This window comes from Streptomyces tamarix (assembly GCF_032423885.1).
Lineage (GTDB): Bacteria > Actinomycetota > Actinomycetes > Streptomycetales > Streptomycetaceae > Streptomyces > Streptomyces tamarix.
This window is the reverse complement of record NZ_JAWCTQ010000017.1, coordinates 109,373-131,239: the sequence shown is the minus strand read 5'-3', so window position 1 is coordinate 131,239 and position 21,867 is coordinate 109,373. Positions and strand designations below refer to the sequence as shown.

Annotated in this window: 15 protein-coding genes and 1 pseudogene; 8 read left to right on the top strand and 8 right to left on the bottom strand. The window is 75.3% G+C overall.

Annotated features, from left to right (window positions below; all coding sequences use genetic code 11):
* Positions 1–187, bottom strand: a pseudogene (locus RND61_RS16080) (hypothetical protein); the annotation flags it as partial.
* A gap of 287 nt (positions 188–474) precedes the next feature.
* Here RND61_RS16080 and RND61_RS16075 point away from each other — a divergent pair.
* Entirely contained in the window at positions 475–1,449 is a 975-nt protein-coding gene (locus RND61_RS16075) for a glycosyltransferase family 2 protein (protein WP_315878639.1), read from the top strand.
* A 24-nt stretch (positions 1,450–1,473) separates the two neighbouring features.
* Here the strand turns inward: RND61_RS16075 and RND61_RS16070 are convergent, their stop codons facing one another.
* Positions 1,474–2,982, bottom strand: coding sequence for a DUF6056 family protein (locus tag RND61_RS16070; RefSeq protein WP_315878638.1), 1,509 nt, complete (start codon positions 2,980–2,982; stop codon positions 1,474–1,476).
* 200 nt (positions 2,983–3,182) lie between these two features.
* Here RND61_RS16070 and RND61_RS16065 point away from each other — a divergent pair, with 200 nt between their 5' ends.
* Positions 3,183–4,052, top strand: a complete 870-nt coding sequence (locus RND61_RS16065; protein ID WP_315878637.1) for a VOC family protein — start codon at positions 3,183–3,185, stop codon at positions 4,050–4,052.
* A 96-nt stretch (positions 4,053–4,148) separates the two neighbouring features.
* On the opposite strand, the gene RND61_RS16060 is transcribed toward RND61_RS16065, so the two are convergent.
* Entirely contained in the window at positions 4,149–5,183 is a 1,035-nt protein-coding gene (locus RND61_RS16060) for an NAD-dependent epimerase/dehydratase family protein (protein WP_315878636.1), read from the bottom strand.
* 406 nt (positions 5,184–5,589) lie between these two features.
* Here RND61_RS16060 and RND61_RS16055 point away from each other — a divergent pair, with 406 nt between their 5' ends.
* Complete coding sequence (locus RND61_RS16055) at positions 5,590–7,065, top strand: PP2C family protein-serine/threonine phosphatase (RefSeq protein ID WP_315878635.1); 1,476 nt, start codon at positions 5,590–5,592, stop codon at positions 7,063–7,065.
* A gap of 182 nt (positions 7,066–7,247) precedes the next feature.
* On the opposite strand, the gene RND61_RS16050 is transcribed toward RND61_RS16055, so the two are convergent.
* Positions 7,248–8,738: a DNA-binding protein NsdB gene (locus RND61_RS16050; protein ID WP_315878634.1), complete on the bottom strand. Its 1,491-nt coding sequence runs from the start codon at positions 8,736–8,738 to the stop codon at positions 7,248–7,250.
* A gap of 232 nt (positions 8,739–8,970) precedes the next feature.
* On the opposite strand from RND61_RS16050, the gene RND61_RS16045 reads away from it, so the two are divergent.
* The gene (locus RND61_RS16045; RefSeq protein WP_315878633.1) at positions 8,971–10,086 is read left to right on the top strand and encodes an aminoglycoside phosphotransferase family protein; all 1,116 of its coding nucleotides are present in this window, start codon (positions 8,971–8,973) and stop codon (positions 10,084–10,086) included.
* A 225-nt stretch (positions 10,087–10,311) separates the two neighbouring features.
* Positions 10,312–12,534 (top strand): terpene synthase family protein, encoded by a 2,223-nt coding sequence (locus RND61_RS16040; protein ID WP_315878632.1) that lies wholly within the window; start codon positions 10,312–10,314, stop codon positions 12,532–12,534.
* Between the two features lie 10 nt (positions 12,535–12,544).
* On the opposite strand, the gene RND61_RS16035 is transcribed toward RND61_RS16040, so the two are convergent.
* The 3 genes from RND61_RS16035 to RND61_RS16025 all read right to left on the bottom strand — a co-directional run bounded on the left by RND61_RS16035 (position 12,545) and on the right by RND61_RS16025 (position 14,279).
* Positions 12,545–12,943, bottom strand: a complete 399-nt coding sequence (locus RND61_RS16035) for an RNA-binding S4 domain-containing protein (protein WP_315878631.1) — start codon at positions 12,941–12,943, stop codon at positions 12,545–12,547.
* A gap of 14 nt (positions 12,944–12,957) precedes the next feature.
* On the bottom strand, positions 12,958–13,458 hold the full coding sequence (locus RND61_RS16030; protein ID WP_315878630.1) for a hypothetical protein: 501 nt from the start codon (positions 13,456–13,458) through the stop codon (positions 12,958–12,960).
* 212 nt (positions 13,459–13,670) lie between these two features.
* Complete coding sequence (locus RND61_RS16025; RefSeq protein WP_315878629.1) at positions 13,671–14,279, bottom strand: CGNR zinc finger domain-containing protein; 609 nt, start codon at positions 14,277–14,279, stop codon at positions 13,671–13,673.
* A 566-nt stretch (positions 14,280–14,845) separates the two neighbouring features.
* Between RND61_RS16025 and paaK the strand changes: the two genes are divergently transcribed.
* Together paaK and RND61_RS16015 are read left to right on the top strand one after the other, a co-directional pair.
* Positions 14,846–16,135 (top strand): phenylacetate--CoA ligase PaaK, encoded by a 1,290-nt coding sequence (paaK, locus tag RND61_RS16020; protein ID WP_315878628.1) that lies wholly within the window; start codon positions 14,846–14,848, stop codon positions 16,133–16,135.
* Positions 16,136–16,229: 94 nt separating this feature from the next.
* The gene (locus RND61_RS16015) at positions 16,230–18,653 is read left to right on the top strand and encodes a penicillin acylase family protein (protein ID WP_315878627.1); all 2,424 of its coding nucleotides are present in this window, start codon (positions 16,230–16,232) and stop codon (positions 18,651–18,653) included.
* 34 nt (positions 18,654–18,687) lie between these two features.
* On the opposite strand, the gene RND61_RS16010 is transcribed toward RND61_RS16015, so the two are convergent.
* Positions 18,688–19,845 (bottom strand): calcium:proton antiporter, encoded by a 1,158-nt coding sequence (locus RND61_RS16010; protein WP_315878626.1) that lies wholly within the window; start codon positions 19,843–19,845, stop codon positions 18,688–18,690.
* Positions 19,846–20,018: 173 nt separating this feature from the next.
* Between RND61_RS16010 and RND61_RS16005 the strand changes: the two genes are divergently transcribed.
* The gene (locus RND61_RS16005) at positions 20,019–21,857 is read left to right on the top strand and encodes a serine hydrolase (protein ID WP_315878625.1); all 1,839 of its coding nucleotides are present in this window, start codon (positions 20,019–20,021) and stop codon (positions 21,855–21,857) included.
* The last annotated feature ends 10 nt before the right edge of the window (positions 21,858–21,867 follow it).

The following is a 21,867-nucleotide window of genomic DNA, read 5'->3' as shown; positions in this document are numbered from 1 at the left end:
GGATGTATCCCCGCGGCGAGAGGTTGTCGCTGCCCTGTCCGAGCCGGGTCGACGAGGTGTGCGCGGTTCCACCGGCGGCACCGATCCGCACGGCGAGAGGTGCGAGGGCGAACACCTCGGGGACGACGGTCACGCTCCTGGTCTCCCCGAACGCCTGCTCGCGCTGTGCCAGGCCGAACGGGTCCACCGTGCGCAGCATCAGCGGGCCGACGGGTGACGTCCCGTCGGCCGCCCGCGCGGACACCGCGAGCGCCGGCCCCCGGCCCCGGTCCCCCGGGTGGGGGGCCGGGGCCGTTCGTACGGGCGCCGCCGCCGGGCCCGGCACCCGTCCGGGCGACCCGGGTGGCGGGCGGACCGGGGCCGTGCGGCGCTGGTAGCGAGGTGGAGGCAACCTCGGCGGTCCCCTCGGCATCTTCCGTGTGCGGCGGGTACCGGAGGGGCGTCCCGCATCGGCGTGCATGGAGTGGGTCAGCAATGGTGGATGTCTCGGTCGTCGTTCCCTGTTTCGACGAGAGCGAGGTGATCGGCGACTTCCACGCGGCGGTCGTGGCCGCGCTGGAACCCACGGGAGCCGCCTTCGAGATCTGCTACGTGGACGACGGCAGCCGCGACGGGACGGTGGAGCGGCTGCGGGAGCTGGCCCGCACCGACGCGCGGGTGCGGTACACGTCGTTCAGCCGGAACTTCGGCAAGGAGTCGGCGATGCTCGCCGGGATGCGGATGTCCCGGGGCGCGGCGGTGGTGCTGATGGACGCCGACCTCCAGCACCCGCCGGAGCTGCTCCCCCGGATGCTGGAGCTGCGCCTGCACGGCTACGACCAGGTGGTGGCGCAGCGGGACCGGGCCGGCGAGGGCGCGGTCCGCAAGGCGTTCAGCCGCGCCTACTACCGGCTGGTGCGGCGGTTCATGGAAGTGGAGATCGCCGACGGGGCCGGCGACTTCAGGCTGCTGTCGCGGCGCGCCGTGGAGGCGGTCCTGTCGCTGCCGGAGAGCAACCGGTTCTCCAAGGGCCTGTTCTCGTGGATCGGCTTCGACACGGTCAGCTTCCGCTACGAGAACGTGGAGCGGGCCGCGGGCGCGTCGAAGTGGGGTGGCAGGCGGCTGCTGAACTACGGCGTCGACGGGCTCCTGTCGTTCAACAGCCGCCCGCTGCGGCTGGCCGTGCACACCGGCCTGTGGCTGTTCCTCTCGGCGTTCGCCTACGCGCTGTGGATCGTGGCGAACGCGCTGCTGAACGGCGTCGACACGCCGGGGTACGCGACGCTGATCACGGCGGTCGTCGGGTTGAGCGGCGTGCAGCTGGCGACGCTCGGGGTGATCGGCGAGTACGTGGGGAGGATCTACCACGAGTCGAAGCGGCGCCCCCACTACGTGGTGCGGGAGACCGAGCGGGACGCGTCCGGGAGCCCCGCGGCCGACCGCGCCCCCGCCCGGGCGGGCCGGCCCTGACCCGGGCGGGGGCGGGTGGGCACCCTACGGGGCGCGCCGCCCGTCGGTGACGCGGTCCAGGTGGTAGTAGTCGGCGACGCAGCGCGCCGGCCACTGGTGCCTGCCGCCCCCGCCGAACGGCTCCAGCATGCGGCTGACCGTGTTCGGCGTGTACGGGGCGGTCCGGGCGCCGCTCGCGGCCCGCTCGCGCAGGAACCGGTCCTGGCGGTCCCAGCGCTCGGCGCGGGCCCGCATGTCGCCGCCGAGCTGGTACAGCGGGGCGGCGAGGCCGGCGACGGTCAGGGCGCACACGGCGGCGCAGCCCGCGGCGACGGCGTACCGGACGGTGGCGGGCCGCCCGGCGCGGCGCACCGCCCGGCCGAGGAACGCGCCGGCGGCGACGAGCAGCAGGACGTACAGCAGCAGGTAGTCGTTCCAGGTGCGCTCCGTGGTGAGGACCCGCGTGCCGAAGACCGGGTACGTGATGACGGTGCACAGGTAGCCGGAGGCGAGGAACACCAGCGCGCCGAGGGACAGCAGCCGCAGCGGGCGGTACGGCAGGAGGACGGCGGGCCCGGCGTCCGGGCGGCGGCGGGCCAGGAGGCCCAGCAGGACACCGGCGGCGACGGCGCCCGCGTACTGCCAGGTCGTGAGGATGTCCTCCAGGATGCGGACGAACAGCTCGAGGGAGGTGAGGAGGGAGTCCGGGGCGAGCATGGAGACGGTCTCGGCGTCGTAGCGCTCGCGGCGGTTGCGCGAGCCGGGGGACGTGACCAGCAGGAGCGTGCCGACGGCGACGCCCGCCGCGCCCGTGAGCGCCCAGACGCGGACGGCGCGGCGCACGCGTGCGGCGAGGACCTGCGGCGCGAGGACGACGGCGGCGCCGAGCACGACCAGGGCGACGACCGACGCCTCCTCGGAGAGCGTGCCCATGAAGACCCCGGCCAGGAGGACGGTGGCGAGGGCGGCGGCCCGGCCGCGCCGGCCGCGGGCCGCGAGCAGCGGCAGGGCGGCGCCGGCGGCCAGGACGGGGGCGAGGGTGTGGGAGACCGAGGCGGCGGGCCAGTAGAAGGTCTTGTACGTGTTCGGGGTGGCGAGCAGGAACACGGCGCTCGTCATGGCGGCGGCCAGGAGCGCCGTGCCGCGCGGTGCCCGCAGCCCGGTGCGGCGCAGCAGCAGGGCGGTGAGGGCCCAGAGCAGGCCGAGCACGGCCACCGCGCTGATCGGGGCGTACCACTGGTGTCCGGCGACCGGGAACTTCGCGTAGAGGCCGACGAGGAGGCCGTTGGCGAGGCGGCCGTTGTCGGTCGCGTAGAACTGCTCGACGATCCCGGCGACGCCGTGGTCGCGGACCAGCGGCAGGAAGCACCACTCGTCCGCCGAGGGGCGGACGTACCGGCCCAGGCCGGAGGCGGCCACCAGCAGGGCGAGCGGCAGGGCCGCGAGGGCGAGGACACCCGCCGTGACGGCGGGCCGCCGGGCGGGGCGCGGGCCGTCGCCCCGCCCCGTGTCCTCGTCGTCGGGGTCGGTGACGCGGGGCGCGCCGACGGCCATTCTCACCACTGCCTTTCGGGGGAAAACACTGATCCGACACCGTAGAGGAGTTTTTCCGCGCCGCCGTTCCGCCGGGGCCCGGCACTCCGCGGGGCGACCCGCTGCGACAAAAGCGGAGAAAAGAGCGTCTATCGGATAAAAAGTGACAGGATGGGACAGCGGTCGGACGACGCGCGAGGCGACACCGGGATGGTTGGCACATGACCAGAGAACCGACGGCTGCCACGGCTTCGGGGGCGGCGGCAACGAGCAGCACGGTCTACGGGGCGCCGTGCTGGGTCAGTCTGATGACCCGCGACCTGCGGGCCGCACACGACTTCTACGGGGCCGTCATGGGGTGGGAGTTCCGGCCCGCCCGGCTCGGGGAGGAGTTCAGCGTCGCGCTGTCCGGCGGCAGGTTGATCGCCGGAGTGGGCGCGCTGGCGTCGGCGTTCCACGTGGCCGTGGCCTGGACGCCGTACTTCGCCGTGCGGAACGCGGACGTGACGGCGGGGCGCATCCGGGAGCGCAGCGGCACGGTGGCGGTCGGGCCGGTCGCGTTCGCCCTGGGGCGCGGGGCGCTGGCGGCGGACCGGGACGGCGCGGTGTTCGGCATCTGGGAGGGCGAGGTGCCCACCGGGTGGGGGGCGGGGCGGTCGGCGGCGCCGGCGTGGGTGCGGCTGCACACGCGGGACGCGTTCGAGGCGGCGATCTTCTACGGGGAGGTCCTGGACTGGGCGTGCGGGCGGCCGGGCCACTGCGACGTGGAGTACGAGGGCGACGAGGTCGTTCTGCGCAGCGCCGGGCGGGCGGTGGCACGACTGTCGTCGGGCGCGCTGGAGGAGGCCCCGGACCCGGCGATCCGGCCGCGCTGGCAGGTGCACTTCCCGGTGCCGGACGTGGAGGAGCGGATGACGGCCGCGCTGCGGCACGGCGGGACGGTGATCAGCCACGAGCCGGGGGCCCAGGCGACACTGCGCGACCCGGACGGCGGACTGTTCACCCTGACGGACTCGGGGGACGCCGACTCCGCCGGGGACGCCACCGGGGCGGCGGACGTGGACGCGCCCGCCATGGAGCCGCCCGACTGACCTTCCCCGGCGGCCACGGGCACCCCGGCCGAGACCGGCGGGAACCGGGGCCGGCGGGGCCCGTCCGCCCGGAGCGCGTGCGCCCCCGCCGCGCGGTCAGCCCGCCTTGCGGGGGTGCAGCGGGGCCGTGTCCATGCCGGCGCCCTCCCGCAGTCCCCGCAGGAGCGCCTCGACGGCTTCCCTCGCCGTGTGCCGGGGGCTCCACCCCAGCTCGTCCCGGGCGCGGGAGCAGTCCATCAGCGGCAGCCGCAGGAACGCGTCGAACAGCTGCGGCGAGGACGGCACCAGGCGGAGCGTCCAGGCCGCGGCGAGCGCGGCGCGGGCGGCCCGGCGCGGCAGGCGGACGACCTTGGCGTCGAGGAGCGCGGCGAGGTCGTCGGGCCCCAGCGGCGGGTCGGCCGCCAGGTTGTACGCGCCGCGGGCGCCGTCGTCGAGGACCGCGCGGCGGTAGCCGTCCGCGGCGTCGTCGGTGTGCAGCACCTGGAAGACGAGTCCTTCGATGTCGGGCACGGCGGGCACGAAGCGCGGGTCGGCGAGCCGGCCGGGGACGAGGTTCCCGGCGAAGATGCGCAGCTGCTCGCTCGCGGACGCCTCCTTGAAGAGGAAGGCCGTGCGCATCCGGACGACGCGGACGTCGGGGTTGCGGGGTTCGAAACCGTCCAGGACGCGCTCGAGGTACGCCTTCTCGCGGCAGTACGCGGCCTCCGGCCAGCCGTGGGTGGGCCAGGACTCGTCGACGGGCCGGTCCTTCGGCCCCGGCGAGTACGCGCCGACCGACGAGGCGTACACCAGGGCGGGGACGCGGGCCGCGGCGACCGCGCGGAAGACGCGCATGCCGCCCAGAACGTTGGTGCGCCAGGTGGCGAGCGGATCGTGGGTCGGCTGGAACGCCCAGGCCAGGTGGACCACGGCGTCGGCGCCCTCGAAGAGGGCGGTCAGCTCGCGGTCGCCGTCCTTCTCCACGTCCGCCTCCGCCCATTCGGTACGGGGCGGGGACCAGCCGGGGCGGCGGCGCGCCACGCCGAGGACGGAGCCGACGCGCGGGTCGTCGGCGAGGGCGGTGACGACGCTGGTGCCGACGTTCCCGGTGGCCCCGGTGACGACGACCCTCTTGCCTGGCTGTGCGGTCACGGGTGCTTCCCTCCGTCGGTCGTCCGGTCCGTGGGACCCTGCCTCCACCGGGCGGCGCGCGGATGCGCCCCCGGTGCGTTCCGGGTACCCGGTTCGCGCCGGTTCACCTCCGCGCAGGGGCGGGGCGTGGTGATCCTTCCGGGTGACACCGGGCCGCGACGTGCGGGGCGGCCCGGCGGCGCGGCGGGACCGGGACCTCACCGGGACCTCGGGAAAATCGCGTTCGCACACGCTTCCCAAGGGTTCCGGCCACCTTGGCCGGAACCCTTCCGGCCTTTGGCATATGCCGGCGACATGGCCGATCCGAGTGTTGCCAAACGGCTTACGGCCCTTGCGCCCCTGTGTCACAGTCGTGGGTGGTCCTTGCTTTTCAAGCCATGGCCGCGCGCCTGTATCGGAGATCCCCATGCCGTCCCCTCTGTTCGCGGACCGTCCCAGCCAGCAGCCGCCGGAGCGCGGCCCGGTGGACGCCCTCATCTCGCAGACCCGCCGGTTGCGCGGAGAGGTGGACGCCGTACGCCGGGACGCCGCGTCCGACGAGACCGACCCGCGGGCCCGCTGGCAACGCGCCCTGTGCGACCTGGCCGTGCACCAGCTCGACGACCTGGGCGCGCAGCTCGGGCAGCTCAAGGAGGGCGTCCCGGAGCGGGCCGCGCGGCGGGAGGGGTCCGCGGACGAGGACTCCGGGCCGGGCGAGCGGGACGGCCGCCCGTACGGCGAGGAGGCGACCGGCTGCCTGCTCACCCGTGTCGGCAGCGCCGAGTGGAACCTGCTGACGGACGAGGTGAGCTGGTCCGAGGAGCTGTACCGGATCGTCGGCCGCTCCCCCGGGGCCGGGCCGATGTCCCTGGACGAGCTGCCGTCCCTGGTGTTCGTGGAGGACCAGCCGCTCCTCACCCAACTGGTGACGGGCTGTCTCGTCGACGGCAAGCCGATCGACGGGGAGTTCCGGGTCGTACGGGCCGACGGCCGCGTGCGCACCCTGCACATGGCGGGCGAACCGGTCCTCGACGGCGAGGGCCGCACGGCGTCCATGTGGGCGGTGTTCCGGGACGTCAGCGAACTGCGCCGCAGCGAGCGCGCCGTCCGCGAGTCCCGCGAGTCGCTGCGCCGGCAGCACGAGCGGGAGCAGACCGAGCACCGGCTCGCGGTGGAGCTCCAGGAGGCGGTCCTGCCGTCCTGGCGCGGGCCGCTGCGGCTCGCCGGGAGCGGTCCCGCCGCGCTGGACGTCGCCGGGCACTACCTGCCGTCCTGCAGCAGCAGCCGGATCGGCGGCGACTGGTACGACGTGCTGGAGCTGCCCGACGGGAACGCGCTGCTCACGGTCGGTGACCTCACGGGCCACGGCGTGTCCGCCACGTCGTCGATGGCGATGCTGCTCGGTGCCCTGCGCGGCCTCGCCGTGGCCGGCATCCGGCCGGGGGCGCTGCTGGGCCACCTCAACCAGCTGTTGGAGACCGCCGCGCAGCCCGCCCTCGGCAGCACCCTGTGCTGCCGCTACGACCCGGTGACGCGGACGCTGCACTGGGCGCAGGCGGGACACCCCGCCCCGCTGCTGTTCCGCGACGGGACGGGGTACGCACTGGACCGGCCGGAGGGCGTCCTGCTGGGCGCGACCGCGTCGGGGGCCGCCTACGAGCAGGCCGAGGTCCGGCTGCGCCCCGGTGATCTGCTGCTGCTCCACACGGACGGGCTGACCAGGGGCGAGGCCGGGCTCGGCGCGGACGCGCCGGGCACGGAGCGGCTGCTGGCCCTCGCGCCGGGGTTCGCCCGTGCGCGTGACGCGCAGGACTGTGTGCGGATGGTGGTCGAGGAGTTCGGCGGCACGGGACGCGTCGACGACGCCTGTGTCGTGGCGGTCAGGGTGGGCGGCCCGTCGTAGGAGGGCCCCTCCCCGGGCACGTGCCGGGAGGCGGACGGCGTGTCGGAACGGACAGCGTGTCGGGGTGGACGGCGTGTCGGAACGGACGGTGTATCGGGGCGAACCGCGTGTCGGAACGGACCGCGTGGTCTGTCGGTGCGCGGTGGTGTGTGTGAGGCGGGGCTTCGTTCGGCCCGCCCCGGTCAGATCCCCTTGATGCCCAGCTTCTTCGCCTGGTCCTTCGGCAGCGCGTGCTCGATCCGCTCCCGCAGGCCCCTGATCGCGGAGTGGTCGGCGTACCGGCCGGTGAGCTCGTACATGTCCCGCAACCGGTCCCAGGTCCGCTGGGACGAGTTGCCGCCCATCGCGGCCAGCGCGAGCCGGGCGTACCGGTCCGCCTGCTCCGGGTCGTCGGCGATGAAGCAGGCCGAGGCCATGGACAGGTGATCGAAGATCTTGGAGCGCTCGCGGCCGTCGATCCGCAGCTCCAGGGCCTTCTGGGCGAAGTGCTGCGCCTGCTTGGCGGCGGACGGCTCGTGCTCGGCGAGCGTCCGGTAGGCGAGGGCCTGCATGCCGTACAGGTCCTCGGACTTGAAGGTCTGCATCCACACCGGCAGCGGGCCGTCCCCCTTGTCGGAGACGAACAGCTCCTCCGCCTCGCCCAGGGTGCGGCGCATCGCCTGGCCGCGGCCCATGGAGGCGTGCGCCCACGCCTCGATCGTGTGGAGCATCGCCCGGGTGCGCGGCAGCATCTCGTCGCCGGAGCCGAACTTGGCGAGCTGGATCAGGTCCAGCGCCTCGGCGGGCCGACCGAGGTGGACCATCTGGCGGGCGCAGCGGGACAGGGCCTCGCCGGCGCGGGGCCGGTCGCCGCCCTCGCGGGCCGCGTGCGCGGCGATGATGAAGTACTTCTGCGCCGTGGGCTCCAGGCCCACATCGTGGGACATCCAGCCGGCGAGGACGGCGAGGTTGGCCGCGACGCCCCACAGGCGCCGCTGGATGGGGTCGGGGTGGCGGTAGGCGAGCATTCCGCCCACCTCGTTGAGCTGGCCGACGACGGCCTTGCGCTGGAGGCCGCCGCCCTTGGCGGCGTCCCAGGCGCGGAACACCTCGACGGAGGCCTCCAGCTCCTCGACCTCCTGCAGCCCGATGGGGGCGGCCTCGTAGCGGTCCAGCCCCGCCGGGTCCGCGTGGCGGGCGGCAAAGTGGCCGTGGGTACCGGGTTTCCCGGTGTCGGTACGGAACCAGTCGTGCATGGCGCTGGTGATGGCGGAGCCCGCGGTGAGCACGGCGCCCGCGCCCACCAAGCCGCGTCGGTTGAGCATGAGGTCCATTCCCGTGAATTCGGTGAGGACCGTGGCCGTGCGTTCGGGTGCCCACGGCAGCCCGTCGGGATTGTCGGTGTGCTTGACGTCCCGCCGTCTCCCGGTGCGCCCGTGCCGTACGAACCCGAGGTCCTCGATGGTCACGACACGGCCGAGTCGCTCGGTGAACAGGGCCGCCAGCACCCTCGGCACGGGATCGCGCGGGGTCTCCCCCATGTCGATCCAGCGCCGGACCCGCGAGGTGTCCGTGGCCAGCTGGGGGTGGCCCATGGCCGCCGCCTGCCGGTTGACCAGCCGCGCGAGCTCGCCCTTCGACCAGCCGGCGAGGCCGAACAGGTCACAGAGGCGGGTGTTGGGTCGTCCTGTCACGTCAAGCCCCCAGGTTCTCGGCTGAGTTGACAGTAGCCCTCCGCCATGGGGGTGGCGACTATTCGCCAGGGTTCGCCAGGGTGCGCAAGGTGGTTAGCCACCCGTGGCGGGGTGTCAGGTAGGAACGCGCCACCCCGTCCCGGCGACGGCCCTCATTCCCCAGGGTGTCGGACCGGAGACGGGACGGGGCAGCGTACGCAGTCGTCGGCACACGAAGGGATCTGCCTCCCCCATGTACACAGCATCGTCCTCCGTGTCCGCCCCGCCCCGGCCCCGTACGGTACCGGCCGGCAGCGGCCCGTACCCGGGTCCGGCCCAGGTGGGCCGGAACAGGCGCTGGGCGGGGGCGGTGACCGGTCCGCTCAGCGGGAGGATCGACCTGTCGGGGCCCCAGGGCGCCCAGCTGCGGAAGGCGGTCGCCTCGGTGCAGCGCATCTGCCCCGAGTTCAACCCCGTGCAGGTGATGCGGCGCAGCGGGCGCTCGGTGCTCCTCGTCGGCACGACGGGGCGGGCCACCGCCGTCGCGAAGTGTTTACTGGACCACTCCCCCGTGTGGGTCGAGCGGTTCCGGCACGAGATCGCCGCCTACCGCGCGTTCGTCCGGCACCGCCCCCCCGTGCGGGTGCCGCGGCTGATCGCGGCGGACCCGGACGACGGGACGCTGGTCGTCGAGCGGATGCCGGGCCGGGCCGCGGCGCTGAGCCGCCACGTGGCGGAGGCGCCGCCGCGGGCGGACGTCAAGGCCGTCCTCGGGGCGGTCACGCAGCTGAACAGGTGGCGCCCGCCGGCCGGGACGTTCGACGCGCCCCTGGACTACGCGTCGCGGATCGCCCGCTACCACGAGCTGGGGCTGTTCACCGACCGGGACCGCGACGACCTGCAGAAGCTGCTGCACGGGCTGGCGCACGCCGGCGGCCGGCACGGCATGGGGCAGTTCTGCCACGGCGACGCCCTGCTGTCGAACATGCTGCTCTCGCCGGCCGGGCCGGTCCTGGTCGACTGGGAGCACGCCGGCTGGTACCTGCCCGGCTACGACCTGGCGACGCTGTGGACCGTGCTGGGGGACGCGCCCGTCGCGCGGCGGCGGATCAGCCAGCACGCGCAGGCCGGTGGGCCCGCGGCGCGCGACGCGTTCCTGGTGAACCTGATGCTCGTCCTGACGCGGGAGATCCGGACGTACGAGACGGCGGTGCAGCGCACGATGAGGGAGGCGCCGCCCGCGGGCTCGGTCCCCGTCCAGCCCGGCGCGGTCTCGCCCGGGGAGGAGCAGCGGCTGCTGTTGCGGCGGCTGCACGACGACTGCGCGCTGGCACGGCGGGCCGTGCGCGCGGCGGTCGGCACGCGCTGACCGTACGACGGGGGGATGGCGCGCCGTGCGTCCGGTGTCCGCACCGGGGCACGGCGCGCCGTCGCGTGCCGGGCCGTGGAGCCGGGCCGCCCTGCCCGCGGGGCGCCCGTGACCCGCACGCCCCGTTCGGCGTTCATATGACCAGTGCGCGGTCCACGCGTGCCCGCCGGGGCACGGGCAGGGCCCGCGCGGATCGTCACGCCCACCGAAAGGCATGGGACACGCATGGCACAACCGTTCGCACTCCCCGAGTTCTACGTGCCGTATCCCGCACGGCTCAATCCGCACGTGGACGCGGCGCGCGTCCACACGAGGGCGTGGGCCCGGCGCATGGGGATGCTGGAGGGATCGGGGATCTGGGAGGAGCGCGACCTCGACTCCCACGACTACGCGCTGCTGTGCGCGTACACCCACCCGGACTGCGACGCCGACGCCCTGTCCCTCGTCACGGACTGGTACGTGTGGGTCTTCTTCTTCGACGACCACTTCCTGGAGGTCTTCAAGCGCACACAGGACCGGGAGGGCGGCAAGGCCCACCTGGACCGGCTGCCGGCGTTCATGCCGGCGGACCCGTCGGCGCCGCGGCCGGAGCCGGAGAACCCGGTCGAGGCGGGCCTCGCGGACCTGTGGGCGCGGACGGTGCCCGCGATGTCGCCGGCCTGGCGGGCGCGGTTCGCGGTGGCGACCGAGAACCTGCTGAACGAGTCCCTGTGGGAGCTGTCCAACATCAACGAGGGGCGCGTCGCGAACCCGCTGGAGTACATCGAGATGCGCCGCAAGGTGGGCGGCGCGCCCTGGTCGGCGGGGCTCGTGGAGTACGCGGCGGGCGCGGAGGTGCCGGAGTCGGTGGCCGACGCGCGGCCGTTGCGGGTGCTGCGGGACGCCTTCTCCGACGCGGTGCACCTGCGCAACGACCTGTTCTCGTACCAGCGCGAGGTGGAGGACGAGGGCGAGAACAGCAACGGCGTGCTGGTCCTGGAGCGGTTCCTGGGCTGTTCGACGCAGGAGGCCGCGGACGCCGTCAACGACCTGCTGACCTCCCGGCTCCAGCAGTTCGAGCACACGGCGCTGACCGAGGTGGCGCCGATGTGCGCGGAGCGGGGCCTGGACGCGCGGGAGACCGCGGCGGTCCTGGCGTACGCGAAGGGGCTCCAGGACTGGCAGTCGGGCGGCCACGAGTGGCACCTGCGCTCCAGCCGGTACATGAACGAGGGCGCGGTGAACGCCGCTCCGGGCGGTGGCGCGTTCGGGATGGCGGCCGCGTCGGTCCGGCTGACGCCGCGCGCGGGGGCGGCGCGGTGGCGCGGCTTCTCGCACGTGCCGTTCCAGCGGGTCGGGCCGTCGGTGCTGCCGCACATCGAGATGCCGTTCCGGGTCCGGCACAACGTGCACCTGGAGGGCGCCAGGGAGCGGTGCGTCGCGTGGAGCCGGGAGATGGGGTTGCTGGACGAGCAGCCCGGCCGGCCGGGGTCCGGCGTCTGGAACGAGCGGAAGCTCGCCGGGTACGACCTGCCGCTGTGCGCGGCGGGGCTGCACCCGGAGGCGAGCGCCGACGACCTGGACCTGGCGTCGCACTGGCTGGCCTGGGGCACGTACGGCGACGACCTGTACCCGGTCGTGTACGGCAGGACGCGGGACCTGGCGGGGGCGCGGGCCCAGAACGACCGGCTCAGGTCGTTCATGCCGCTGGACGGCTCCCCCGCCTCGATGCCCGCCCCGGTGAACGCGCTGGAACGCGGTCTGGCGGACCTGTGGCCGCGGACGGCGGGACCCATGAACGACCGGGACCGCGCGGCGTTCCGGCGGGCCGTGGAGGTCATGGTCGACAGTTGGCTGTGGGAGCTGGTGAACCAGGCGCAGAACCGGATCCCGGAACCCGTGGACTACATCGAGATGCGACGGGCCACGTTCGGCTCCGACATGACGATCGCCCTGTGCCGGATCGGGCACGGCAACCGCGTCCCGCCGGAGGTCTACCGCAGCGGGCCGGTGCGATCGCTGGAGAACGCGGCGATCGACTACGCGACGCTGCTGAACGACCTCTACTCGTACCAGAAGGAGATCGAGTTCGAGGGCGAGGTGCACAACTGCGTGCTCGTCACGCAGAACTTCTTCGACGTGGACCATCCGACGGCCGTGGCGATCACCGGGGACCTGATGAACTCCCGGATGCGGCAGTTCCAGCACGTCGCCGCGGAGGAACTCCCCGTGCTCTACGACGACCTGGGGCTCGACCGGGAGACCCGCGCCGTGCTGGACGGGTACGTGCGGCAGCTGGAGAACTGGATGGCCGGCATCCACACCTGGCACCGCGACTGCGAGCGGTACCAGGAGGAGGTCCTGCTCCGGGACCGGGCCGGGGCCCCGGCGGCGGGCGTGCCCGCGCTGGGCGGGCCGACGGGTCCGGGGACCTCGGCGGCCCGCGTGGCGGCGCTGCTCGCCTCCTAGCGGCGGTCGCCTACGGGCGGCGGGCGCCGCGGAGCTGGTCCAGTTCGCGGCGCTCGCGCTTGGTGGGGCGGCCCGCGCCCCGGTCGCGGACGCCGGCGAGGGCGACGTGCTCGCGGGGCGGCGGGGGCGGGGTCTTGTCCGTGTACGCCTCGGCCGCGACGGGGGCGCCGACGCGCTTGGTGAGGACCCGCTTCACCTCGACGACGCGTTCGCGGCCGGCGTGGAAGACGCGCACCTCGTCGCCCGGCTTGACGGCCTGGGCGGGCTTGGCGCGGTCGCCGTTGACGCGGACGTGTCCGGCGCGGCAGGCCGTGGCGGCCTGGGAGCGGGTCTTGGTGAGGCGTACGGCCCAGATCCAGCTGTCGACGCGTGCCGTCGCGTTCGGGTTCGCCTCGTCCGTCGCTGTCATGGCGGTCCTCGGGGTCAGCCCTGCTGGAAGAGTTCCGCGGGGAGCGGCTTGAGGAGGGCGTACAGGTCGTCGGTGATGGGCCGGTCCCAGCTGGCGATGGTCACCAGGACGTTGTCGCTGCGGTCGAACTGGACGCAGGAGATCCGGCTCTCCGTGAGCTTCAGGCGGCGCACGATGAGGAGGTTGTCGCCCTGCATGACCGGGACGTCCTCGGTCTCGGCGACCTCGACGTGCTCGTCCATGTCCAGCGCCGCGAGGAGCTGGGCCACCTCGAAGGGGACCTGCCCCTCGGCGAGCTCCCGGGCCGGGGAGCCCTCCGGCAGGTTGCCGATGATCATCGCGGGGCCGCGGCCGCCGAAGAGGTCGTAGCGGAGGAAGACGCCCTGGCACGTGCCGTCGGGGGCGGGGAGCAGGCCGGCGCCGAGATTACCGGGCCAGTCGCCCGGGTCCATGGCCAGGACGTCGAAGTCCGGGCCCGCGGGTGTGGCGGGGCTGCGGCGGCGGAGGAAGGACATGGGCCCATGGTACGGGGCCGGGGGCGTCGCACGGCGGGTGGGGCGGGGTCGGCGGCGGGGTGCGGCGCGGGCCCGGAAGGCGTGCCGGGCCGGGCGGTTCACCGGTTCGGGCGATGCCGCGGACGGGGGCCGGGGGCCGGTCGGGACGGGGCGGGCGCGGGCCGATCGGGATGGGGCGGGCGGGGGCCGATCGGGGCGGGCCGGGCGGCGGGTCAGGGGTGGTGGCGGGTGTGGTGGCGGGCGACGCGGGCCCGGTTGCCGCAGGAGGGGGTGCACCACTCCTGGCGGGGGTGGCCCTTCAGGAAGTAGCGGACGCAGCGCGGGGCGTGGCAGGCGCGCAGCAGGGGCCGGTCCGGGCCGGCGAGGAAGGCGATGGCGGCGTGGGCGAGGACGGCCGCCAGGACCCGCCCGGGGTCGGTGCCGGCAAGGGCCGCGGCGGGGACGTGCCGGGCGGCCGGCTCCCCGTCGGGCCGCCACGTCAGCCGCGGTACGACGGGGGCGGCGGCCGCGGCGGCGTTGAGGACGTCGAGGGCGTCCGGCACGGGCATGAGGCGGTCGGCGTCGGCCCGGCTCGGTTCGCCGGGCACCGCGCGGGCGAACAGGGCGCGGACCGCCGCGCGGACCTCGCGCACGGCGGCGAGGGCCGCGGCGTCCGCGGCGGGGCCGGGCACCGCGGCGGGCAGGTCGGCCGCGTGGTTCCGCACCCAGGCGGTGAGGGCCTCGGGGGTGGTCAGGTCGTCGGCGACGCCGCCCCCGCCGTCGTGGCGGACGGTGACGGCGAGGGCGAGGGCGAGTCGGGTCGAGGGGGCGTGCGCGGCCATGGCCGCAACGGTAACCCGGCCGGGTGAGACCGGGCCCGCCGCGGCGGGCGCCGGGTGGGACGCGCCCCTCGGCGGTGGCCGGGGCGGTCCGCGCCCCTCGGCGGGCGCGGACCGCGGAAGCCGACCGCGGGACCGGGGAAGTTCACGCGCAAGTCCGCGGCCCCTTCCCGCCTGCCCGGTCGGTGGGAGGGCGCCGCCCCGGTCCACCGGCTGGACGGCGCCCCGGCGGGGAGCGGGTCCCCCGGCGATGGCGGCTCCCCCGGCGGTGGCGGGGCGACGCAGGGCGGGCGACCGGGGCGGGCGGGGAGGTTGGGCGACAGAGGGCAGGGCGGGCGGGGCGAGCCGGGCAGCAGGGGCGACCGGGGCGGGCCGGGCGGGGTGAGTTAGGCGGGCGGGGCGAGCCGGGCAGCAGGGGTGACCGGTCCGGGCGGGGCGAGCCGGGGCGGGCCGGGTTCGTCGGGGGGCTTGCCGAGGAGGGGCTCCGCGGGGTAACTGGTCGGGGGCGGTTCGACCGAATGGTCGGTCGCCGCGTGACGGGTCGGTGCGGGACGGGCGGAGGACGGTGCATGACGGAGGACCTGTGGGACGCCGGGGAGCGGCTGGGTCGGGAGGAGCTGGCGGCGCTGCAACTGGAGCGGCTGCGGTCGACGCTGCGGCACGCGTACGACAACGTGCCCTTCTACCGGCAGTCGTTCGACGCGGCGGGGGTGCGGCCGGAGGACTGCCGGTCACTGGCGGACCTGGGCCGGTTCCCCTTCACCACCAAGGCGGACCTGCGGGAGGAGTACCCCTTCGGGATGTTCGCGGTGGACCGGTCGCGGGTGCGGCGCATCCACGCGTCGAGCGGCACGACGGGTCGGCCCACGGTGGTCGGCTACACCGAGCGGGACCTCGACACGTGGGCGGACGTGGTGGCCCGGTCGATCCGCGCGGCCGGGGGCCGGCCGGGGCAGATGGTGCACGTGGCCTACGGGTACGGGCTGTTCACGGGCGGGCTCGGGGCGCACGGCGGGGCGGAGCGGCTGGGCTGCACGGTGGTCCCGGCCTCCGGGGGGATGACGGCGCGCCAGGTGCGGCTGATCCTCGACTTCCGGCCGGAAGTGATCATGATCACGCCCTCGTACATGCTGACGCTGCTGGACGAGTTCGAACGGCAGGGCGTCGACCCGCGCTCGACGTCGCTGAAGGTGGGGATCTTCGGCGCGGAGCCGTGGACGGAGGAGATGCGGCGGGAGATCGAGGAGCGGTTCGCGATCGACGCGGTCGACATATACGGGCTGTCGGAGGTGATCGGGCCCGGTGTGGCGCAGGAGTGCGTGGAGACGAAGGACGGGCTGCACGTCTGGGAGGACCACTTCTACCCGGAGGTCGTCGACCCGGTGACGGGCGAGGTGCTGCCGGACGGGGAGCGGGGGGAGCTGGTGTTCACCTCGCTCACCAAGGAGGCCGTGCCGGTGGTGCGGTACCGGACGCGGGACCTGTCGCGGCTGCTGCCGGGGACGGCGCGGGCGTTCCGGCGGATGGAGAAGGTGACGGGCCGCAGCGACGACATGGTGATCCTGCGGGGGGTGAACCTCTTCCCGACGCAGATCGAGGAGGTCCTGCTGCGCACACCGGGGCTGGCCCCCCACTTCCAGCTGCGGCTGACCCGCGAAGGGCGGCTGGACGCGCTGACCGTGCGGGTCGAGGCGCGCGCGGACACGGCGCCGCGGCGGCGGGTCGAGGCGGCGGTGGAGGTACGGGCGGCCGTCAAGGACAGTGTCGGGGTGACGGTCGCGGTGGAGGTGGTGGACCCGGGGACGCTGGAGCGGTCGGTGGGGAAGATCAAGCGGATCGTCGACCTCCGGCGACCCTGAGGGAATCTCCGGGCCGCCGGGGGTCCGAGGGGTCCGGAGGATGATCACGGATCCGCCCCAAGGAGGATGACAGTGCGCCCCCGGGGGTGAGTGCATGGGACAACCGACCTGGCACACACCCCAGTTGGGAGACGCGTTGCTGTTCCGCACCAGTCTGAGACGCCTGTTACCGGTCGCCGCGGCCGTGTTCGCCACGGCCGCCGCCACGCTGCCGGCCACCGCGGCCCCGCCGCCCGCGGCGGGCGACCACCGCCCCTCGGCGGGCGGTCTGTCGGCGACCATCCGCTACACCGAGTACGGCATCCCGCACATCCTGGCGAAGGACTACGCCTCCCTGGGCTTCGGCACCGGCTGGGCGCAGGCCGCCGACCAGGTGTGCGTGCTCGCCGACGGGTTCGTGACCGTACGGGGCGAGCGGTCGCGACACTTCGGCCCGGACGCCACGACGGACGGGTCGCTGTCGTCGGCCCGCACGAACCTCTCCAGCGACCTGTACTTCGCCGGGGTGCGCGACGCGCGCACCGTGGAGCGGCTGCTCGCCCGGCCGGCGCCCGCCGGGCCCAGCCGTGCGCAGAAGGAGCTGATGCGGGGTTGGGCGGCCGGGTACAACGCCTGGCTGAAGCAGAACAGGGTGACGGACCCGGCGTGCGCCGGCAAGGCGTGGGTCCACCCGGTCAGCGGCCTCGACGTGGCCCGGCGGGCGTACGCGCTCGCGGTCCTCGGCGGCGAGGGCGCCTTCGTGGACGCCATCACGGCCGCCCGGCCGCCCGCCTCCGGCGCGGCCCCCGGCCCCGGCGCCGACCCGGGCCGGGTGGCCGGGGCGGCGCGGGAGCTGTTCGACGAGCGGAACGCGACGATGGGCTCCAACGCCGTGGCGTTCGCCGGCACCACCACCGCGAACGGCCGGGGCCTGCTGCTCGGCAACCCGCACTACCCGTGGCACGGCGGCCGCCGGTTCTGGCAGTCGCAACAGACGATCCCCGGCGAGCTGAACGTGCAGGGCGCCTCGCTGCTGGGCGCGCCGCTCGTGCAGGTCGGCTTCACCGACAAGGTGGCGTGGAGCCACACCGTCGCCACCGGCCGGACCATGAACCTGCACCAGTTGACCCTCGACCCGGCCGACCCCACCGCGTACCTGGTGGACGGCGAGGCCGAGCGGATGGTGCGGCGGACCGTGACCGTGCCCGTCGCGGGCGGCGAGCCGGTGACCCGTACGCAGTGGTGGACGCGGTACGGGCCGGTCGTCACCTCCTTCGGCGGCGACCCGCTGCCGTGGACGGCGACGACCGCGTACGCGCTGCACGACCCCAACACGGGGAACCTCCGCATGGCGGACACCTCGCTCGGCCTCGCCAAGGCCCGCTCCACGCGGGACATGGCGGCGGCGCTGCGCCGCACGCAGGGCCTGCCGTGGGTGAACACGGTGGCCTCCGACCGGAACGGCGGCACGCTCCTCGCGCAGGCGCAGGTCGTGCCGAGGATCACGGACGAGCTGGCCGGGCGGTGCTCGACGCCGCTGGGCCGCACCCTGTACCCGGCGACGGGCGTCGCCGTGCTCGACGGGTCGCGCGGCGACTGCGTGCTGGGCCGGGACCCGGACGCGGTGCAGCCCGGCATCATGGGACCGGCGCGCTGGCCGCTGCTCCAGGACGCCCCGTACGCGGAGAACTCCAACGACAGTGCCTGGCTGTCCAACGCCGACCGGCCCCTGACCCGGTACGAGCGGGTCTTCGGCGACGTGGGGACGGAGCGGTCGCTGCGGACGCGCGGCGCCATCGAGGACGTGGCGGCGATGGCCGACCGGGGCGGGCTGACCGTGGCCGACCTCCAGCGGCAGCAGTTCGCCAACCGGGTGCCCGCCGCCGACCTGACCGCCGACGACGTGGTGCGGGCGTGCCCGGCGGCGCTCCCGGGCGACCCGGAGGCGTGCGGGGCGCTCGCGCGGTGGGACCGCCGGATGGACACCGCGAGCCGGGGCGCGCTGCTGTTCGACCGGTTCTGGATCCGGCTCCAGCGGGAGACGACGAACGCCGAGCGGTGGAAGGTGCCGTTCTCCGCGGCCGACCCGGTGGGCACGCCGCGCGGCCTGAACACCGGTGCGCCCGGCTTCGCCACGGCGCTGCGCGGGGCGGTCGACGAGCTGCGCGCCGCCGGCATCCCGCTCGACGCCCCACTGGGCGAGCACCAGTTCGTGGTGCGGGGCGGGCAGCGCATCCCCGTGCACGGCGGCACGAACACGGGCGTGTGGAACATGACGGTCCCCGTGTGGGACGCGGCGGGCGGCGGCTACACGGAGGTGCGGCACGGCACGAGCCACGTCCAGGCGGTCGGCTGGGACGACAGCCGGTGCCCGGTCGCGCGGACGCTGCTGTCGTACTCCCAGTCCTCCGACCCGGGCTCGCCGCACCACGCCGACCAGACCCGGCTGTACTCGCAGGAGCGGTGGGTGACCGCGCGGTTCTGCGAGCGGGACATCCTGCGCGACCCGGCGCTGCGGGTGGTGCGCGTGGCGCAGTGACCCCGGGGGCCGCCTCCCCCCGGGGGGGCGGCCCTCAGGGGCTGAACGAGAGGAACAGGAAGGCGGCGAACAGCAGCAGGTGGACGCCGCTCTGCAGGAGTGTGGCGCGTCCGGGCACCACGGTCAGGGCGCTCACCACGGCGGTGAGCGCCAGCAGCACCAGGTGGACGTCGCCCAGTCCCAGGACCAGGGGCCCGGACAGCCACACGGAGACGAGCGCGATCGCCGGCACGGTCAGCCCGATGCTGGCGATCGCGGAGCCGTAGGCCAGGTTGAGGCTGGTCTGGACGCGCCCGCCGCGCGCGGCCCGTAGCGCGGCCAGGGTCTCCGGCAGCAGCACCATGAGGGCAATGACGACGCCGACGACCGCCGTGGGCAGGCCGGCGGACGCCACGCCGGACTCGATCGTCGGCGAGGCGAGCTTGGCCAGGCCGACGACGGCGACGAGGGCCACCATGAGCAGGCCGAGGCTCCACCCGGTGGCCGCGCGGGAGGGCGGCGGGGCGTGCGCGGTCGGGTCGAGGGGCCGACCCTCGGTGGTGACGGGCAGGAAGTAGTCCCGGTGGCGGACGGTCTGCACGGTGACGAAGAGCCCGTACAGGCTGAGGGAGGCCACGGCGGCGAAGGTCAACTGCGCCCCGGTGAACTCGGGGCCCGAGGCGCCGGTGGTGAAGGCGGGGAGCACGAGGGTCGTCGTGGCGAGGGTGGTGACGGTGGCGAGGGCGCCGCCGGAGCCCTCGGCGTTGAAGACGGCGACGCGACGGCCGCGGAGGGTCGCCGCGAGCAGGGACAGGCCGACGATGCCGTTGCAGGTGATCATGACGGCGGCGAAGACGGTGTCACGGGCGTACGTGGCCGCCTTGTCGCCGCCCGAGGCCATCAGCATGACGATCAGGCCGACCTCGATGACGGTCACGGCGACGGCGAGGACGAGCGACCCGAAGGGCTCGCCGACCCGGTGGGCGACCACCTCGGCGTGGTGGACGGCGGACAGGACGGCCCCGACCAGACAGAGCCCGACGACGGCGACGGCGGGTCCGGGCAGGTCACGGCCCCAGCCGAGGGCGAGGACGGCCAGCGCCAGGAGCGGGACCCAGGTGGTGCTCTGGCGCCACGGCCGCGGCGCGGCGGCCCCGTCCCCGGGCTCCGGCCCGGTGGCGCGGCCCCGGTCCCCGTCGGTCTGCGTACCCATGCGGCCACGCTGCCAGAGCCGCGGACGGCCCGCACGCCGACGGGGCCGGCGGGGTCTCGGTTCCGCCGTCCGCCTCCTTGACGGGCGGATGCGGCGGTAAGAAAGTTTCACCTGATGTGCGCGACGGCGAAGGTTTCCTTCAGACGGCGGTGCCGTGGGCGGGGAGGGCGGGCATGGTGCGGGAGCCGGGTGGGGGCGGGATCGGGCGCCGCGGGTTCGGCGGCGGGGCGCTGGCACTGGGGGGTGCGCTGGTGATCGGCCCGCTTCCGGGCGCCGCCGCGGCCGGCCGGGAGGGCTCCGGGGCCGCGCGGGACGCTTCGACCGGGGCCCCGCGGGGGGCGGCCGGGCCGGTGCTGCGGCACGGCACGGCCGAGCGGGCCGGTCTGCTGCCCCGCCACCTCGACCTGCTGGTCGCCGACGCCGAGCGGTTCCTCGGCCCCTCCCCCGCGCACCCCTGGTACGCCGGCGCGGTGCTCCTCGCGGGGCGCGGCCCCACCGTGGCGCTGCACCAGGCGATCGGCTACGCGGTGCGCTACGCGGCCTACGACGAGACGACCGGGCGGGGCGTGGAGCTGCCGCCGGAGCAGCGGATCCCGATGCGCGAGGACACCGTCTTCGACCTGGCGTCGCTGACGAAGCTGTTCACGTCGATCCTGGTGGTGCAACTGCTGGAGCGCGGCGCGCTGGAGCTGGAGGGCCGGGTGGCCGAGCGCCTGCCGGACTTCGGCGGCGGCGGGAAGGACGGCATCACGGTGCGTCACCTGCTGACGCACACCTCGGGGCTGCGCGCCTGGCTGCCGCTGTACCTGGAGCCGACGCGGGAGGGGAAGCTGCGGCTGCTGTGGGAGGAGCGGCCCCTGGACCCGCCCGGCACGGTGTACCGGTACTCCGACCTGAACCTGATCGCGTTGCAGTTGCTGCTGGAGGAGGTCACCGGGCGGTCGCTGGACGTGCTGCTGCGCGAGCGGATCACGGGTCCGCTCGGGATGCGGCGCACCCGGTTCAACCCGCCCGCCTCCTGGCGGCCGGGGATCGCCGCGACGGAGGACGCGCGCCGGCCGTGGTCGGGGATCGACCGGGGCATGGTGTGGGGCGAGGTGCACGACGAGAACGCGTACGGGTTCGGCGGGGTCGCCGGGCACGCGGGGGTCTTCTCCCGCGCCTGGGACCTGGCGGTCCTCGCCCGTACGCTGCTGAACGGCGGCGCCTACGGCTCCGCGCAGATCCTGCGTCCGGAGTCGGTGGAGCTGATGTTCACGGACTTCAACGCCGCGTTCCCCGGCGACGAGCACGGGCTGGGCTTCGAGCTGTACCAGCACTGGTACATGGGCGCGATGGCCACGCCGCGCACGGCCGGGCACACCGGGTTCACCGGGACGAGCCTGGTGCTGGACCCGACGACCGACTCGTTCCTGGTGCTGCTGGGCAACTCGGTGCACCCGGTGCGGAGCTGGCGCTCGGGGTCGGCGCCGCGGGTCGCCGCCGCCGACCGCCTGGCCCGGGCGGTGCCGGTGCGCCCGGCGCACGGCCGCACCGCCTGGTTCGCCGGGACGGCGTCGGCCGCGGCGGCGACGCTGACCCTGCCGGCCGTACGGCCCGTGACGGCGCGGGCGCGGCTGCGGTGCGCGCTGTGGTGGGACACCGAGCCGGGCGCGGACACGCTCGTCCTGGAGGCGTCGACGGAGCCGGCCGGGGGCGGGGCGGCGGGGTGGCGGCCGGTGCCGTTCGTCACCGTACGGCCGGGCGGGGAGCCGGCGGGGCACCCGGGCGGGTCGGTGACGGGCTGGTCGGGGCGGGTCTGGCACCGGTTGGAGGCCGACCTGTCGGCGTGGTCGGGCGCCGGTCCCGTACGGCTGCGCTGGCGGTACGCGACGGACACGCGCTACGTGGGGCGCGGCGTGTACGTGGACGGGCTGCGCGTCCTGGACGGCGGGCGGACCCTGTTCGACGAGGCGCGGCCGTCGGACGCGGCACTGATCGAGGCGGACGGCTGGACGGCGTCGGCCGACTGAGCGGCGCCCG